The sequence below is a fragment of the Streptomyces sp. DSM 40750 genome (assembly GCF_024612035.1).
In the GTDB taxonomy this organism is placed as follows: domain Bacteria; phylum Actinomycetota; class Actinomycetes; order Streptomycetales; family Streptomycetaceae; genus Streptomyces.
Genome location: NZ_CP102513.1, coordinates 9,255,633 through 9,272,668, shown reverse-complemented (window position 1 = coordinate 9,272,668; position 17,036 = coordinate 9,255,633). Strand labels below are relative to the sequence as shown.

Sequence of the window (17,036 nt, the reverse complement as noted above, 5' to 3'; positions counted from 1 at the left end):
TTTTATGGCGCTCTGATCGATCATCGCTCATGTGTTACGTAAAGATTTCACCTGAGCGAACTTTCTGGCACTCGGTGCCTTGCGGGGTGACACGGCGTGCCATACGTTGAAGGAGTCCGGGCGGCCGGCGTGCAGCGAACTCTCGTACGTCGGCTGTCCCCGCAAGCCAAGTGCCTGCGCGCCCGGACGCCTGCGTCACAGGCAACCTTCCGCGCCACAAAGCGCCGCCGAAGCACCACCTCCGCCGAACCGACGGCATCACCGCACCCAGCTCATGCAGCACCCGACGTAACCCTCAGCAGCGTCTTCCCTCAGGACGCTCGTCGCCGGAGGCACCACCGTGAAGGAAATCCTGGACGCGATCCAGTCGCAGACCGTGACCTCGAGCGGCTCCGCCGCGGTAACGTCCGCCGACTTCGCCGCTCTGCCGCTCCCCGAGTCGTACCGCGCGATCACCGTGCACAAGGACGAGACGGAGATGTTCGCGGGGCTGACCACCCGTGACAAGGACCCCCGCAAGTCGATCCACCTGGACGACGTGCCGGTGCCGGAGCTCGGCCCGGGCGAGGCCCTGGTGGCCGTCATGGCCTCCTCGGTCAACTACAACTCCGTGTGGACCTCGATCTTCGAGCCGCTGTCCACCTTCGGCTTCCTGGAGCGCTACGGAAAGCTCTCCGAGCTGACCAAGCGCCACGACCTGCCGTACCACGTCATCGGCTCCGACCTCGCGGGCGTCGTCCTGCGCACCGGCCCCGGCGTCAACGCCTGGCGGCCCGGCGACGAGGTCGTCGCGCACTGCCTCTCCGTCGAACTGGAGTCGTCCGACGGCCACAACGACACGATGCTCGACCCCGAGCAGCGGATCTGGGGCTTCGAGACCAACTTCGGCGGCCTGGCGGAGATCGCACTTGTCAAGTCCAACCAGCTGATGCCGAAGCCGGACCACCTCAGCTGGGAGGAGGCCGCCGCTCCGGGGCTGGTGAACTCCACCGCGTACCGGCAGCTGGTCTCCCGCAACGGCGCCGGCATGAAGCAGGGCGACAACGTGCTGATCTGGGGCGCGAGCGGCGGCCTCGGCTCGTACGCCACCCAGTTCGCCCTCGCCGGCGGTGCCAACCCGATCTGTGTCGTCTCCAGCGAGCAGAAGGCCGGCATCTGCCGGGCCATGGGCGCCGAGGCGATCATCGACCGCACCGCCGAGGACTACAAGTTCTGGAAGGACGAGCACACCCAGGACCCGAAGGAGTGGAAGCGCTTCGGCAAGCGCATCCGTGAACTCACCGGCGGCGAGGACGTCGACATCGTCTTCGAGCACCCGGGCCGCGAGACCTTCGGCGCCTCGGTCTACGTCACCCGCAAGGGCGGCACGATCGTCACCTGCGCCTCGACGTCGGGCTACAACCACGAGTACGACAACCGCTACCTGTGGATGTCGCTGAAGCGGATCATCGGCTCGCACTTCGCGAACTACCGCGAGGCCTGGGAGGCCAACCGCCTCATCGCCAAGGGCAAGATCCACCCCACGCTCTCCAAGGTCTACTCTCTGGAGGAGACCGGGCAGGCCGCGTACGACGTGCACCGCAACCTCCACCAGGGCAAGGTCGGCGTCCTCGCGCTGGCCCCCGAGGAGGGCCTGGGCGTGCGCGACCACGAGAAGCGCGCCCAGCACATCGACGCCATCAACCGCTTCCGGAACATCTGAGGGCCAAAGATGAGTGAGCGTCAGCACGCCGAAGGCAGGCAAGCGAAGGACCGGCCGTGGCTCATGCGCACGTACGCCGGTCACTCCACGGCCGAGGCGTCCAACGAGTTGTACCGGCGCAACCTCGCCAAGGGGCAGACGGGTCTGTCGGTCGCTTTCGACCTGCCGACCCAGACCGGCTACGACTCCGACCACATCCTCGCCCGCGGCGAGGTCGGCCGGGTCGGGGTCCCGGTGGCCCATCTCGGTGACATGCGCAGGCTGTTCCAGGACATCCCCCTGGAGCAGATGAACACCTCGATGACCATCAACGCCACCGCCATGTGGCTGCTGGCGCTCTACCAGGTCGTCGCGGAGGAGCAAGGTCTCGACGCGGAGGCCATCTCCCAGCTCCAGGGGACGACCCAGAACGACATCGTCAAGGAGTACCTGTCGCGGGGCACCCATGTGTTCCCGCCGGGACCCTCGCTCCGGCTGACGACGGACATGATCGCGTACACGGTCTCCCACATGCCGAAGTGGAACCCGATCAACATCTGCAGCTACCACCTGCAGGAGGCGGGCGCCACGCCGGTTCAGGAGATCGCGTACGCGATGTCCACGGCGATCGCGGTGCTCGACGCCGTGCGGGACTCCGGTCAGGTGCCGCAGGAGCGCATGGGCGATGTCGTCGCCCGTATCTCCTTCTTCGTGAACGCGGGCGTCCGTTTCGTCGAGGAGATGTGCAAGATGCGGGCGTTCGGCCGCATCTGGGACCGGATCACCCGCGAGCGGTACGGCATCGAGAACCCCAAGCAGCGGCGTTTCCGGTACGGCGTCCAGGTCAACTCCCTCGGTCTGACCGAGGCGCAGCCGGAGAACAACGTCCAGCGGATCGTCCTGGAGATGCTGGCCGTGACGCTCTCCAAGGACGCGCGGGCCAGGGCGGTCCAGCTGCCGGCCTGGAACGAGGCCCTCGGCCTCCCCCGGCCGTGGGACCAGCAGTGGTCGCTGCGGATCCAGCAGGTGCTGGCGCACGAGAGCGATCTGCTGGAGTACGAGGACATCTTCGAGGGCTCGCACGTCATCGAGGCGAAGGTGGCCGCGCTGGTCGAGGAGTCGTTCGCCGAGATCGAGCGGATCCAGGAGATGGGCGGCGCGATGGCCGCCGTCGAGTCCGGCTACCTCAAGTCGCAGCTGGTCTCCTCGCACGCCGAGCGCCGGGCCCGGATCGAGTCGGGCCAGGAGAAGATCGTCGGCGTCAACATCTTCGAGTCGACGGAGCCGAACCCGCTGACCGCCGACCTGGACGCGGCGATCCAGACGGTCGACCCGGCGGTCGAGGCGCGGGTGATCGCGTCGCTGCGGAACTGGCGTGACACCCGTTACCAGCCGCCCTTCAACCACCCGCGCCCGTGCAAGGCGCTGGAGCGGCTGAAGGAGGCCGCGAAGGGCACCGACAACCTCATGGAGGCCACCCTGGAGTGCGCCCGAGCCGGGGTCACGACCGGCGAGTGGGCCGGGGCCCTGCGTGAGGTGTTCGGGGAGTTCCGGGCGCCGACCGGGGTGTCATCGGCGCCGGTGGCCGTCTCCGCCGAGGAGGGCTCGGCCATGGCGGAGGTCCGCCGCAAGGTGGACCTCACGGCGAAGGACCTGAACGTCGGCAAGCTCCGCTTCCTGGTCGGCAAGCCGGGTCTGGACGGGCACTCCAACGGGGCCGAGCAGATCGCCGTGCGGGCCCGTGACGCCGGGTTCGAGGTGGTCTACCAGGGCATCAGGCTCACCCCGGAGCAGATCGTGGACGCGGCCCTCGCCGAGGACGTGCACGCGGTCGGCCTTTCCATCCTCTCCGGCTCGCACGCCCAGCTGGTCCCGGACGTGCTGGAGCGGCTGCGCGAGGCCGGGGCCGGCGACATCCCGGTGATCGCCGGCGGGATCATCCCGAACGCGGACGCCGCGCAGCTCAGGGCCGCCGGAGTGGCCGCCGTCTTCACCCCGAAGGACTTCGACATCACCGGGATCATCGGCCGTATCGTCGACGAGATCCGCAAGGCCAACAAGCTCAACCCCCTCATCAGCACGGAGGTCCCCGCATGACCAGCCCTGTTCCTCAGGTGAACCGCCTTCGTCCGCGGCGCTCCTGCCTGGCGGTGCCGGGAAGCAATCCCCGCTTCCTGGAGAAGGCCCAGGGCCTCCCGGCGGACCAGGTCTTCCTCGACCTGGAGGACGCCTGCGCCCCGCTCGCCAAGCCCGAGGCGCGGCACACCATCGTCAAGTTCCTCAACGAGGGCGACTGGACCGGGAAGACGCGGGTCGTGCGCGTCAACGACTGGACGACGGAGTGGACGTACCGCGACGTCGTGACCGTCGTCGAGGGCGCGGGCCAGAACCTCGACTGCATCATGCTGCCGAAGGTGCAGACCGCCCAGCAGGTCGTCGCCCTCGACCTCCTGCTGACGCAGATCGAGAAGACGATGGGCTTCGAGGTCGGCAAGATCGGCATCGAGGCGCAGATCGAGAACGCCCAGGGCCTGAACAACGTCAACGAGATCGCGACGGCGTCCCAGCGTGTCGAGACGATCATCTTCGGCCCGGCCGACTTCATGGCGTCGATCAACATGAAGTCGCTGGTCGTGGGCGAGCAGCCGCCCGGCTACCCGGCGGACGCCTACCACTACATCCTGATGAAGATCCTGATGGCCGCCCGCGCCAACAACCTCCAGGCGATCGACGGCCCCTACCTCCAGATCCGCAACATCGACGGCTACCGCGAGGTCGCCCAGCGCGCCGCCGCGCTCGGCTTCGACGGCAAGTGGGTGCTGCACCCGGGCCAGGTCGAGGCGTCCAACGAGATCTTCTCGCCCTCGCAGGAGGACTACGACCACGCCGAGCTGATCCTGGACGCGTACGACTACTACACGTCCGAGGCGGGCGGCAAGAAGGGCTCGGCGATGCTCGGCGACGAGATGATCGACGAGGCCAGCCGCAAGATGGCCCTGGTCATCTCCGGCAAGGGGCGCGCGGCCGGCATGCGGCGCACCAGCAAGTTCGAGATCCCCACCGACTAGAAAGAGCCGTGAGCATGCAGTTCGGGCGCACCTACGAGGAGTTCGAGATCGGGGCGGTGTACAAGCACTGGCCCGGGAAGACGGTCACGGAGTACGACGACCACCTCTTCTGTCTCCTCACGATGAACCACCATCCGCTCCACATGGACGCCAACTACGCGGAGCGGACGACCGACTTCGGCAAGAACGTCGTCGTGGGGAACTACATCTACTCGCTGCTGCTCGGCATGTCCGTCCCGGACGTCTCCGGCAAGGCGATCGCCAACCTGGAGATCGAGTCGCTGAAGCACGTGGCGCCGACCTTCCACGGCGACACGATCTACGGCGAGACGACCGTGCTCGACAAGTGGCCGTCGAAGTCGAAGAACGACCGCGGCATCGTCCACGTCGAGACCAAGGGCTACAAGCAGGACGGCACGCTGGTGTGCGTGTTCCGCCGCAAGGTCATGGTGCCCACCGAGACCTACATCAAGGAGCGCGGCGGCGAGCAGCCCGGCCGCCCGGAGCTGAACGCCCCTTCGGAAAAGACGGAGAAGTAGCGATGGCACGACTCGCCCAGACCCACGGGCTCACGGACGTCCAGCAGGAGATCCTGTCCACCGTCCGCGACTTCGTGGACAAGGAGATCATCCCGGTCGCGACCGAGCTGGAGCACCGCGACGAGTACCCGCAAGCGATCGTCGACGGGCTCAAGGAGCTGGGCCTCTTCGGCCTGATGATCCCCGAGGAGTACGGCGGTCTGGGCGAGTCCCTCCTCACCTACGCGCTGTGCGTGGAGGAGATCGCCCGGGGCTGGATGTCCGTGTCCGGGATCATCAACACGCACTTCATCGTGGCGTACATGCTGAAGCAGCACGGCACGCAGGAGCAGAAGGACCACTTCCTGCCGAAGATGGCGCTCGGTGAGATCCGGGGCGCCTTCTCGATGTCGGAGCCGGCGCTCGGTTCCGATGTGTCGGCGATCACATCGAAAGCGGTCAAGGACGGCGACGACTACGTCCTGAACGGTCAGAAGATGTGGCTGACGAACGGCGGGACGTCAACCCTGGTCGCCGTACTCGTCCGAAGTGACGAAGGACACCCCGAGGGGACACCCCCTCACAAGTCGATGACGACCTTCTTGATCGAGAAGGAGCCCGGGTTCGGAGAGGTCCGCCCCGGCCTCACCATTCCCGGGAAGATCGACAAGATGGGCTACAAGGGCGTCGACACGACCGAGCTCATCATGGACGGACTGCGCATTCCGGCCAATCGCGTACTCGGCGGCGCCACCGGCCGAGGGTTTTACCAAATGATGGACGGCGTCGAGGTCGGCCGGGTGAATGTGGCCGCACGTGGCTGCGGTGTCGCTCAGCGTGCATTCGAACTGGGTGTTCAGTACGCCCAGCAGCGCCACACTTTCGGCAAGCAGATCGCCCAGCACCAGGCGATCCAGTTCAAGCTGGCCGAGATGGCTACCAAGGTCGAGGCCGCCCATGCGATGATGGTGAACGCGGCACGCAAAAAGGACTCGGGCGAACGAAACGACCTCGAAGCAGGGATGGCGAAGTACCTCGCCTCCGAATACTGCAAAGAAGTCGTCGAGGACGCTTTCCGGATCCACGGCGGTTACGGCTTCTCCAAGGAGTACGAGATCGAGCGTCTCTACCGTGAGGCGCCGATGCTGCTGATCGGTGAAGGTACCGCCGAAATCCAGAAAATGATCATCGGTCGTCGGCTGCTCGAAGAGTATCGGTTCCAGGGCTAGTCGAGGGCCGGATGCCTGATTAGGGGTGTTTTCTTCGAGAAGAAGATCACACCCCGTCGGCACTCTTCGGCCGTCGACTCGGCTTCCTGGCTTGCCCAGTTACGGTCGACGACCGGTACGATCCCTGGGAAAGCCGCCGTCCCCAGTCACCGCGCGGCATCATCCGCTACGAAGGTCATCCATGCCCCACAGCCAAACCTCTGCACCACGCGACAGCCTCGTCGGCGTACGGCTCGCGCGCGGAGCATCGCCGTGGCTTCTCCCGACCGTCGCCACCGCAGCACTCAGCCTCGCCCGCTCGCGTCGCTCCGGCGCCGCCCGGGCCGTGGCCGTACCCGCCACCGCGCTGGCGGCGGGCATGCTGTGGTTCTTCCGCGACCCCGAGCGTGAGATCGCCCAGGGCCGGGTCATCTCGCCCGCCGACGGAGTGGTGCAGAGCATCATGCCGTGGAAGGACGGCCGCACCCGCGTCGCGATCTTCATGAGCCCGCTCAACGTCCACGTCAACCGCGCGCCGCTCGCCGGCACGGTGACGTCGGTCGAGCACATCCCGGGTGGGTTCGTTCCGGCGTTCAACAAGGAGAGCGAGAACAACGAGCGCGTCGTCTGGCACTTCGACACCGAACTCGGTGACATCGAGATGATCCAGATCGCCGGTGCCGTGGCTCGCCGCATCGTCCCGTACCTTCCCGAGGGCACCAAGGTCGAGCAGGGTGACCGGATCGGGCTGATCCGCTTCGGCTCCCGTGTCGACATCTACCTGCCCGAGGGTGTGGAGATCGACGTCGAGGTGGGTCAGAAGACCGTGGCTGGGGTGACTCGCATTGACCGTGATTGATCCGGAGACCCACACCGGCCAGAGCGGAACCGGCTGGGTGCCCGAGGCCGACGCGGTGGAGGACGACGCGGAGGAAATGCCGCTGTCCCTCCGACTGTCGATAGCGGACACGCTCACCCTGGGCAACGCCACGTGCGGCTTCATGGCGGTGTACTTCACGACCACCGGCATCCTGATCCCGCACCTCACCGGCAGCCAGGAGTCGGGCATGGCCCGGCACAGCGCGGCCACCGCCGTGATCCTGATGCTGTGCGCGGCGATCTTCGACCTGTTCGACGGGCTGGTGGCGCGCAAGCTCCGCTCCTCGCCGATGGGCGCGGAGCTGGACAACCTCTCCGACCTGATCAGCTTCGGCCTGGCACCGGCGTACTTCGTCCTCGTCTACGGCATGGTCGCGGACGACGCGCACCAGCGCGTGGCCACGGTGGGCGCGATCGTCGTGCTGCTCGCCGTGGTGCTGAGACTCGCGAGATTCTCCTGTGTGACGGTCAAGGACGGCACCTTCCAGGGCATGCCGTCGCCGTTCGGCGCGCTGACCGTCGTGTCGATCGTGCTCCTGGAGCTGCCCTTCGTGGCGACCCTCCTGGCGATCCTCGGCACGGCGTGGCTGATGGTGAGCCGGGTCGAGTACCCGAAGCCGCGGGGACCCCTCGCGGTGGCGATGCTCTCCTGGATCGTCCTGTCGATGGGCCTGCTGGCGGCCTGGGCCTTCGACGCCCCCGGCGGCCAGCTCCTCCTCCAGACCGGCTGCGCCCTGCAGCTCGTCATGGGCGCGGTGATCCCCCTCTTCGCCACGGCGCGGCGGGTGAACAACTTCCGCGGCAACCGGCGCGAGGCGCGAGCCGCGCAGCTTCCGTAACGCACTCCGTCGAAGGGCCCCGAACCTGGTTGGGTTCGGGGCCCTTCGACGTTCGTGGGCCCGCGTCGGGGACCTGCGCGAGCAAGGTAGGGGCGGCGGGGGCGAAGAAGACTCGTCAGGTCAGGAAGTCCCGGCCGATCCGTTCCGCCACGGCCTCCAGAATCGGACCCGGCTCGGCGATGCACCGCTCGATGTCGGGCTCGACATCGGTCAGCGGATACGCGCGACGGATACCCGCCCGCCCCAACGCCTCCGGCGGCAGCGCGAGCCGACCGCACACCGCGACGACCTCCTTGTCGGCGGCACGGGCGGCCGCGGCGACACCGGCGGGGGCCTTGCCGTGGAGGGTCTGCTCGTCGAGCGAGCCCTCTCCGGTGATCACCAGCGTGGCCTTCTCCAGCGCCGCCGCGAAGCCCAGGACGTCGAGCATGACCTCGATGCCGGGACGGAAGCGGGCACCGAGGATGAGGGCGCCGTAGCCGATGCCGCCGGCGGCACCCGCACCGGGCGCGAGAGCGTGCTCGGCGCCGCGCTCCCCGACCGTCTTCTCCAGGACGGCCGCGAAGTGCGCCAGGGCCGCGTCCAGCGTCGCCACGTCCTCGGGGCTCGCGCCCTTCTGCGGCCCGTACACGGCGGGGGCGCCCTTGGGGCCCGTCAGCGGGTTGTCGACGTCGCTCGCCAGAACGAAGTCGATCGACGCGAACCTTTCGTCGAGGCCCGACAGGTCCGCCGTCACCAGGTCGCGCAGGCCCCCGCCGCCGGGGCCGACCGGTTCACCGGCGGCGTTCAGGAAGCGTGCGCCCAGCGCGGCGAGCATGCCCGCGCCGCCGTCCGTCGTGGCGCTGCCGCCGACGCCGAACACGACCGTGCGGGCACCGGCGTCGAGCGCGGCGCGCAGCAGCTCTCCGGAGCCGTACGTGGTGGCCGTCAGCGGCGCGAAGATCCCGGCGGGGAGCCGTTGCAGCCCGCTGGCCTCGGCCATCTCGACGACCGCCGTGTCGCCGCGCAGCGCGTAGGCGGCGGTGACGGGCTCGCCGAGCGGCCCGGTGACCCGTACCTCGCGTCGTTCGAACCCGGCCGCGACCGCCGCGGCCACCGTGCCGTCGCCGCCGTCGGCCACCGGCAGCGCCTCGACCTCCAGGTCGGGCAGGACGCGGCGCAGGCCCGCCGTGATCCGCTCGGCGACCTGGACGGCCGTCAGCGTGCCCTTGAACTTGTCCGCGGCGATCAGCACCCGCGGGGTTGCCCTGCCCGTGCCGATCCGGTCCACTGCGGCGTTCGCCACCTTGCGTTCCCCTCGCTCATCAAGCCTTGCGCATGTCAAGGCAGTCGCGCCGCTGCGACCCTAACCGCCCTGGGCCCGCTCCGCCATGCCACGACCCGCCCACCGAACACCGCACGCCACCGCAGGCGAACCCCAGCCCGGCCTCCCGGAAGCACCGGCCGGGGTCAGGGCGGCCCCCGAGACCAGGGGCGGGCCTGAGAGGGGCGGTCTCCGAGGCCGTATGCGGGCCCGGGGCGGCCATCGACACCGCAGGCGGGTCCGGGGCCCCGTCGTCGGATGCGGGCCGGGAAAGGCGGCCCTAGGCCGTACGCCGGCCGAGGCCTCCGCCGCCCGCGCCCCGAGGGCGCCCCGGACGCCGTACGCCTATGTCCGCACCGCCGCCCGCCACACCCACCCGCACGCCGTTCCCCGAGCACCTCCGCCCCGAATTGGGTAGACCTTCACCCATGACGCCCATGACCCCCATGACCGCCACGCCCCCCGTGGGCACCGAACTCGCCGACCGCGTTCTCGGTGGCTGGCTGGGCCGGATCGCGGGCAACATGCTCGGGAAACCGGTCGAGCAGGGCGACGTGTGGACGCGGGAGCGGATCGACGGCTATCTGCGGCGGACCGGGGGCCTGCCTCTCACCGACTACCTCCCGGAACCCGTCAGTGAGAGCGACGGGCTCGCGCTGCGGCCGGAGTGGCGGCAGTGCGTACGCGGCCGGATCCACGGCAGCTGCCGGGACGACGACGTCGACTACGCGATCCTCGGACTGCACCTCCTGGAGACGCACGGCTTCGGCTTCAGCACCGAGCAGGTCGGCGACCTGTGGCTGCTGCGGCTGCCGTATCTGCAGACCTTCACGGCGGAACGGGCGGCCTACCGCAACCTCGCCAATGGACTGAGGCCCTCGCTGACCGCCACGTACGACAACCCGTACCAGGAGTGGATCGGCGCCCTCATCCGTGCCGACGTCTACGGCTGGACCTGCCCGGGACTGCCCCGGCGCGCGGCCTCGCTGGCCCGGCGCGACGCGGTGCTCTCGCACACCGGCAACGGGGTGTACGGGGCGATGTGGGCGGCGGCGCTGGTCGCGGCGGCGTTCACGGCGCCCGGCGTACGGGCGGCCCTGGACGAGGCGTTGGCGGTGATCCCGGCGAGCAGCCGCCTCGCCCGGACCGTGCGGCGGGTGGCCTCGCTGCACGACACGGGGTTGACCTGGGAAGACACGCTCACGACGGTGGGCGAGGAGACCGCCCGACTGGGCTGGATCCACGTCGTGCCGAACGCCGCGGTGCTCACCGCCGGGCTGCTGTACGGCGAGGGCGACTTCACCCGCACGATCACGCTGACCGTCCGCGGCGGCCTGGACACCGACTCGAACGGGGCCACCGCCGGTTCGGTGGCGGGTGTGCTGTGCGGGGCGGCGGCGATTCCGGACCGCTGGAAGGACCCGCTGGAGGACACCGTGCGCAGCGCCGTGTTCGGCTTCGACGGAGTGCGCATCAGCGAACTCGCGGAGCGCACGGTGCGGTTGGCGGCGGCAGCCGGCCCCTGAGCGCCGGTCGGTCCGCTCCCCGAGCAAACAGGCGCCCCGCTCCCCGAGCGCCGGTTCTTCAGCCCCGAGCGCCCATTTCCCGTGCCGTGGGCGCCGTCTACGCTTCCTGGATGACCACTGCAGACTTTGCCGCGTACATCGCGAGCCTGCCCCGTGTCCTGGCCGGCGCCGCCGCGGTCTTCCGGGACGCCGAGGGCCGGGTGCTGCTCGTCGAGCCCAACTACCGTGAGGGATGGGCGCTTCCGGGCGGGACGATCGAGTCGGACGACGGGGAGACCCCGAGGCAGGGCGCGCGGCGCGAGACGGCCGAGGAGATCGGGCTGGACGTCGAGCTGGGGCGGCTGCTCGCCGTGGACTGGGTGCACGGGGTGGGGCGGCCGCCGCTGGTGGCGTATGTCTACGACGGCGGCGTGCTCGACGAGGAGGATCTGAAGCGGATCCGGTTGCAGGAGGAGGAGCTGCTGTCGTGGCGGCTCGTCCCGCGCGCAGAACTCTCCGGGTACCTCCTGGGCACGCTCGGCCTCCGCGTGCTCGCCGCCCTCGACGCGCTGGCGGACGGCACGGGTCCGGTCGAGCTGGAGAACGGCAACCGGGTGGACTGAACCGGCGAGGAACCGGCGAGGAACCGGCGAGGAACCGGCGAAGGTACGAAGGAAGGACCGGCGAAGACCGGCCACGGCAGTACCGCCCGGTATCGTCCAGCGGTTACAGGAGTCAGCTGACCTCCTGTCAACTTCCCTTGTACAGAACGTGATAAGGGTGGGCGCTTCACTTAATGGAAGTTTAAAGCGCTGGCTGAAAATGCTGCCCGTTCGTCACTCCAGCATCTAGGCTGACGTCAACCCCGACCGAGCGATCCCGCCTCTTCGTCTCGCTCCGGACCGGGGCAGTACTCGGGACACCCGTGACCGGCGGCCCGAGCGCGGGCCGTGGCTTCGGGAGATCCGGAGCACCTGGGGGAACGGTCACCGGGAGCCGCCCGGACCAGTCGGTCTCCCCCCACCGCGGGCCGTTTCTCGCCCGTCCTCACCGAACAGGCAGCTGAGGTCATGGAACCACTGGGCTCAGACGATCCCGAGGAGCTAGGCCCTTACCGACTCGTGGCCCGGCTCGGCGCAGGAGGAATGGGACGGGTCTATCTCGCGCGGTCCCCGCAGGGGCGAACCGTCGCGGTCAAGGCCATCCGGCCCGAGCTGATGGGGGACAAGAACTTCCGCATCCGCTTCCGCCGGGAGGTGGAGGCCGCCGGAGCGGTCGGCGGCAGATACACCGCGCCCGTGGTGGACGCCGACCCCGACGGCCCCATTCCCTGGCTGGCCACCGACTACATAGCCGGCCCCACCCTGGCCGAGGCGATCGCCGCGCACGGCCCGCTCCCGGTGGAGTCGGTGCTCGTGCTGGGCGCCGGCATCGCCGAGGCGCTGATCTCGGTGCAGGCCGCCGGGCTGGTGCACCGCGACCTCAAGCCGTCCAACGTGCTGCTCGCCGCCGACGGCCCCCGTGTCATCGACTTCGGCATCGTCCGGGCGAGCGACGGCTACGACCTCACCCGCTCCGGCGCCCTCTTCGGCTCCTTCGAGTACATGTGCCCCGAGCAGGCCACGGGTGAGCCGCTGGGCCCCGAGGGGGACATCTTCTCGCTCGGCTCGGTGCTCACGTTCGCCGCGTCCGGCCACGCGCCGTTCAGCGGCACCGCGGCGGCCACCCTCCTCTACCAGGTCGTGCACAGCGCACCCGACCTGACCGGGGTGCCGGAGCCGCTGGACAAGATCATCAATCTCTGTCTCACCAAGGACCCCCGGCTGCGGATCACCCCGGACAAGCTGGCCGCGGCCTGCGCGCCCGGCGACGTGGAGCAGCTGGCGGTGGACGGCTGGCTGCCCCCGTCGGTGGCCTCCTCGATCGCCCTCCGCGCGGCGGCGGTGAAGACCCTCGACATCAAGCCGATCGGCCGGGGCCCGTCCCCCTCGGCCGGGACGGCCCCCGAGCCGAACGCATACGGACAGCACCAGGCTGCCCCCGGGTGCGACAAGGACCGGGCCGCGTACGACTTCGAGGACGACCGGACTTCCGGCGCCTCGGCGGCCCCGTCGACGTACGACGCCGGCCCCTACGACCGGGCCGAGGTGCCGACCGGCAGCGAACCCCCGGGACCGGAGCCCTCCTCCAGTACGGAGCCGTATTCCGCGCCCGAGGAGCCGCAGCCGTACCGCGCCACCTCCCCCGGCCATCGCCGCGCCGTGCCACGGCCCGGTCCGTCCCGGCGTACGGTCCTCACCGTGTCGGCCGGCTCCGCCGCCACCGCCATCGGCGCCGCCGTGGTGCTCGGCCGACGCGAGAAGCCGGCCGTGCGGTCCACGGAGCCCGCGGGCCCGGCCCCGAAGCCGCTCTGGACCTACCGCGGCGGCCCGCTGCTCCAGGCACCGGCCGTCTTCAACGACGGAACGGCCCTGGTGAAGACCCGCCCCGGTGACCTGGTCTGCCTCGACCTCAAGGACGGCACCCGGCCCAGGTGGGTCTACGAGGGCATCAGCCAGTCCCCCACCCCGACCGTGCTGTCCTTCGACGCCGCCATCGCGCTGGGTGAGGGGTCGACGGTGATCGGGGTCGACCCGGTCGACGGGACGGAACGTTTCACCATCGACTTCGGGCCGGACTTCCGGTTCGACACCCTGCTCGGCGGCATCGACGACCGGGCCATCTCCGTCATCGGCGTCCGCCTCCGGCGCGAGTCCGAGGAGCAGGGGGTCGCGACATCCACGGACACGGTGTTCGGCGTCGACCTCGCGTCGCGGCGGGCCGAAATCATCCCCATCAGCCCGGAGGACGTCGGTGTCCGGCTGGCGCCGGTGATCCTCTCCGGGTACTTCCTCTACGCCGACGGCCTGCGCAATGTCACGGCCCGCAGCACCGGGAACTCCGGCCTCCTCTGGCGGCATCCCGTCGGCTACGACCTCCGGCCCGGCCTCGCCGTAGTCAGCCGCACGGTGTTCGCCATCGGCCAGGAGCTGGAGGCCCTGAACATCGCCGACGGCAAACTCCGCTGGCGGGTGAAGCCCGAGCGCGGCCAGTTCGGCTCCCTCGGCGCCTACGGCAACACGGTCTACGTCACCGGCACGGACCCCGCCGGCGTGTACGCCTTCAACGCCGGGACCGGCGCCCGCCGTTGGTTCTGCCCCACCCCGCGCCTCAACATCGACCAGCCGATCACCGTCGGCCCCGACGCCGTCTACGTCCCCGCCTACAAGAACAGGAACGGCTTCTACGCGATCGGCGCCGCCGGGGGCCGACTCCTGTGGAACTTCACCGACGGCGTGGAGACCGGCGTCAACGACTGGCAGCTCGCCTGCGACCACTCCGGCGTCCTGGTCGCCCAGCACTACGACCGCACGTACGGCCTGCCGGCCCCCTGACACCACCGGGCAGGGACCCTCCGGATCGTCCGGAGGGCCCGTGCCGTGCGTCACTGGCCTTCGTGCTTGTCCCGCGTCACTTGGCGGGCTTGTAGAAGGCGTAGGTGGCGGAGTAGGGGACGCTGACCTGGTCGGCGCCGGTGCAGGCCGCGGCGGGGGCGACGCCGCCACGGGTGTTGAGGCGCTGGATGTAGGAGACGTTCGCGAAGACCCCGGTGCCGCGCGTGGCGGTGGACTGCAGGAGAAGCTCGGGGATGGTGCCTTCCTTGGGGGAGTTGGCGACGGCGGCGGCGTTCACGGCACTGCCGTCGACCGTGGACACCCAGACCGGACCGCGGGAGTGGAGGGCGACGGTACGGCGGGAGTGGTCGTTCTTGGCCCAGAGGGTGGCGGCGGGCTCCAGCAGCTTCCAGGCCCCGTCGGTGCAGGTGTAGGTCTGGACGCCTTCGGCCAGGAGAACCCTGGTGAGCCGGTTCCCGTCCGGGACCTTGAGTGCGGCGGGAGTGTCGACGCCGTCATGGGCGGGCTTCGGCTCCGCGGCCAGGCCGACCGGCGCGCTCAGGAGCGCGCCGGCCGTCACGGCGGCGACAGCGGTGGTGGTGAGGACGAGACGCTTGGCGAGCTTCATCGGGTGTCTCCAGGAGGATGTCCGAACAGGGCGCGGACGCCGCGGGTACCTACTGCCTGCACGGGTGTCGTACGACCCTGTGCCGGGGCCGACCGCGTGGTCCGCCGAGCCACCGGCATGCGCATGATCTTTGGCTCGCGGCTCCGCACGAGGAGGAGTATGGCCGGACCGGCCCCGGCTCCACCAGGGCCTGCGGGGCACATGAACAGGGCACACGGCCACGGGCTTCGGGGCGCCCGGCGCGCCGCCGGGGCAACCGCACACGGCGGACCGCTCCGGCCGAACGGTCCGCGCGCGGCTCGGCACAGGCCGAGCAAACGCCCCTCCTCCTGGCGGAACGGCCCGCTCGGCGGACCTTCCGGTCACGGGCGGAGGCGAGGCGGAGGCAGCAGGAGGGCTGCGGATATGTGGTGGCCCGGTCGGCGGATGCGTCCTACTCTCGGGGCCATGACCAGGCCTCTCGTTGCCCTCCTCAGTGGCGCAGGTATCTCCACGGATTCGGGTATTCCTGACTATCGGGGTCCGAACGGGCTGTGGCGGCGGAATCCGGAGGCGGAGAAGCTCGTCACGTACGAGTACTACATGGGAGACCCGGAGATCCGGCGGCGCTCGTGGCAGATGCGGCGGCAGAACCGGACGCTGAAGGCGGAGCCGAACGTGGCGCACCGGGCGGTGGCCGAGCTGGAGCGGTCCGGGGTGCCGGTGCGGGTGATCACGCAGAACGTGGACGGGCTGCACCAGCTCGCCGGGACGCCCGCCCGTAAGGTCCTCGAACTGCACGGCACCGCACGGGAGTTCATCTGCACCAAATGCCACACCCGTGGACCGATGGAGGACGCCCTCGCCCGGGTCGAGGCCGGTGAGGACGACCCGCCGTGCCTGGAGTGCGGGGGCATCCTCAAGTCGGCCACCGTCATGTTCGGCGAACGGCTCGACCCGGTGGTGCTCAGCGAGGCCGTCGCGATCACCAAGGCCTGCCAGATCTTCATCGCCGTCGGCACCAGCCTCCAGGTCCAGCCCGCCGCCGGACTCGCCGGTGTCGCCGCCGACCACGGGGCGCGCCTGATCATCGTCAACGCCGAGCCGACCCCGTACGACGACCTGGCCGACGAGGTCGTACGGGAGCCGATCGGGACCGCTCTGCCGGAGGTGCTGCGCGGGATCGGTGCCGCGAGCGCCTGAGCGGTCAGGGCCGGCCGGGGCGGGTGACGCGGATCTTGGACTGGCCGTGCGGCAGTCTCTCCCAGTCCTCCATGAAGCGGGCGTCCAGACCGTGTTTCGCGGCCAGCGCGACGAGCGTCTCGGTGCGGTAGTAGAAGTCCTCCCGCAGGACGTGATGCTCCTGGCCCTCCGTGCGGTCGAAGGTGAAGTCGAACCAGCCGTCCGGTGTCAGGATCCGGCCGACGTTGGCGAGGCACTCCTCGATGACGTGGAGCGGCGAGTGCGAGAAGACGCTGTGTGCGTGGACGACGTCGAAGTGGGCGTCGGGGAGGAAGCGGAGGGTCAGGTCGCGTACGGGGGTGAGCGTGGGGAGCCTTTTCTGGAGTCCCATCTCCACGATGGTGTCCTGGGCGGCGGCCAGGATGTCCGGTGAGATGTCGATGCCGTAGTAGTGCCCCGGGTCCAGGTGGCGGATGAACCGCCAGCCGCCGCGCAGGTTGCCGCAGCCGATCTCCAGCATGCGGTGCTCGGGGCGCAGACCGTGGCCGAGCAGGTAGTCGAACTGCAGCGCGCCCAGCGCCAGCCAGCGTTCACGGCTGCGGCTGCCGACCGCCGCGTCCGGGTCGGCGCGGCTGTCGGAGCGCATCACCGCGCGGTAGTACGCGATGTGGTCCGGGTGGCGGTAGCGCAGCCACATGTCGCGGGCGGCGCGGACCATGTGGCGCGGCACCCGGTCGGGGTGGCGCAGGGCGTAGGTGATGCGATGGCCGAGGGCGGCCCGGTTGACGGTGACGTTCTTGGTCGGCGGCACG

Annotated in this window: 14 protein-coding genes; 11 read left to right on the top strand and 3 right to left on the bottom strand. The window is 70.0% G+C overall.

The window, feature by feature from the left end; all coding sequences use genetic code 11:
• The first annotated feature begins 340 nt into the window (after window positions 1–340).
• From ccrA to pssA, 7 genes are all read left to right on the top strand, one after another.
• Window positions 341–1,702, top strand: a complete 1,362-nt coding sequence (ccrA, locus tag JIX55_RS40620) for a crotonyl-CoA carboxylase/reductase (protein WP_443046646.1) — start codon at window positions 341–343, stop codon at window positions 1,700–1,702.
• A 9-nt stretch (window positions 1,703–1,711) separates the two neighbouring features.
• The gene (locus JIX55_RS40615; protein ID WP_257568201.1) at window positions 1,712–3,778 is read left to right on the top strand and encodes a protein meaA; all 2,067 of its coding nucleotides are present in this window, start codon (window positions 1,712–1,714) and stop codon (window positions 3,776–3,778) included.
• Complete coding sequence (locus tag JIX55_RS40610; protein WP_257568200.1) at window positions 3,775–4,749, top strand: HpcH/HpaI aldolase/citrate lyase family protein; 975 nt, start codon at window positions 3,775–3,777, stop codon at window positions 4,747–4,749. Before JIX55_RS40615 ends, JIX55_RS40610 begins: the two co-directional genes overlap by 4 nt.
• A 14-nt stretch (window positions 4,750–4,763) precedes the next feature.
• The gene (locus JIX55_RS40605) at window positions 4,764–5,288 is read left to right on the top strand and encodes a MaoC family dehydratase (RefSeq protein ID WP_257569647.1); all 525 of its coding nucleotides are present in this window, start codon (window positions 4,764–4,766) and stop codon (window positions 5,286–5,288) included.
• 2 nt (window positions 5,289–5,290) lie between these two features.
• Window positions 5,291–6,496 (top strand): acyl-CoA dehydrogenase family protein, encoded by a 1,206-nt coding sequence (locus tag JIX55_RS40600; protein WP_257568199.1) that lies wholly within the window; start codon window positions 5,291–5,293, stop codon window positions 6,494–6,496.
• 181 nt (window positions 6,497–6,677) lie between these two features.
• Window positions 6,678–7,334, top strand: a complete 657-nt coding sequence (locus tag JIX55_RS40595) for a phosphatidylserine decarboxylase (protein ID WP_257568198.1) — start codon at window positions 6,678–6,680, stop codon at window positions 7,332–7,334.
• A 37-nt stretch (window positions 7,335–7,371) separates the two neighbouring features.
• The gene (pssA, locus tag JIX55_RS40590; RefSeq protein ID WP_257569646.1) at window positions 7,372–8,193 is read left to right on the top strand and encodes a CDP-diacylglycerol--serine O-phosphatidyltransferase; all 822 of its coding nucleotides are present in this window, start codon (window positions 7,372–7,374) and stop codon (window positions 8,191–8,193) included.
• Window positions 8,194–8,308: 115 nt separating this feature from the next.
• Here the strand turns inward: pssA and JIX55_RS40585 are convergent, their stop codons facing one another.
• Window positions 8,309–9,427: a glycerate kinase gene (locus JIX55_RS40585; RefSeq protein ID WP_306820135.1), complete on the bottom strand. Its 1,119-nt coding sequence runs from the start codon at window positions 9,425–9,427 to the stop codon at window positions 8,309–8,311.
• Between the two features lie 497 nt (window positions 9,428–9,924).
• Between JIX55_RS40585 and JIX55_RS40580 the strand changes: the two genes are divergently transcribed.
• The 3 genes from JIX55_RS40580 (at window position 9,925) to JIX55_RS40570 (ending at window position 14,435) form a co-directional block, all read left to right on the top strand.
• Entirely contained in the window at window positions 9,925–11,022 is a 1,098-nt protein-coding gene (locus tag JIX55_RS40580; protein ID WP_257568196.1) for an ADP-ribosylglycohydrolase family protein, read from the top strand.
• 110 nt (window positions 11,023–11,132) lie between these two features.
• Window positions 11,133–11,624: an NUDIX domain-containing protein gene (locus JIX55_RS40575; protein WP_257568195.1), complete on the top strand. Its 492-nt coding sequence runs from the start codon at window positions 11,133–11,135 to the stop codon at window positions 11,622–11,624.
• A 447-nt stretch (window positions 11,625–12,071) separates the two neighbouring features.
• Entirely contained in the window at window positions 12,072–14,435 is a 2,364-nt protein-coding gene (locus tag JIX55_RS40570) for a protein kinase domain-containing protein (RefSeq protein WP_306820082.1), read from the top strand.
• 76 nt (window positions 14,436–14,511) lie between these two features.
• Here the strand turns inward: JIX55_RS40570 and JIX55_RS40565 are convergent, their stop codons facing one another.
• A complete protein-coding gene (locus JIX55_RS40565; RefSeq protein ID WP_257568193.1) occupies window positions 14,512–15,063 on the bottom strand; it encodes a DUF3455 domain-containing protein in 552 nt (183 codons plus the stop codon).
• 447 nt (window positions 15,064–15,510) lie between these two features.
• On the opposite strand from JIX55_RS40565, the gene JIX55_RS40560 reads away from it, so the two are divergent.
• Window positions 15,511–16,245: an SIR2 family NAD-dependent protein deacylase gene (locus tag JIX55_RS40560; protein ID WP_257568192.1), complete on the top strand. Its 735-nt coding sequence runs from the start codon at window positions 15,511–15,513 to the stop codon at window positions 16,243–16,245.
• 4 nt (window positions 16,246–16,249) lie between these two features.
• Here the strand turns inward: JIX55_RS40560 and JIX55_RS40555 are convergent, their stop codons facing one another.
• A complete protein-coding gene (locus tag JIX55_RS40555; RefSeq protein WP_257568191.1) occupies window positions 16,250–17,035 on the bottom strand; it encodes a class I SAM-dependent DNA methyltransferase in 786 nt (261 codons plus the stop codon).
• Window position 17,036: the final 1 nt, after the last annotated feature.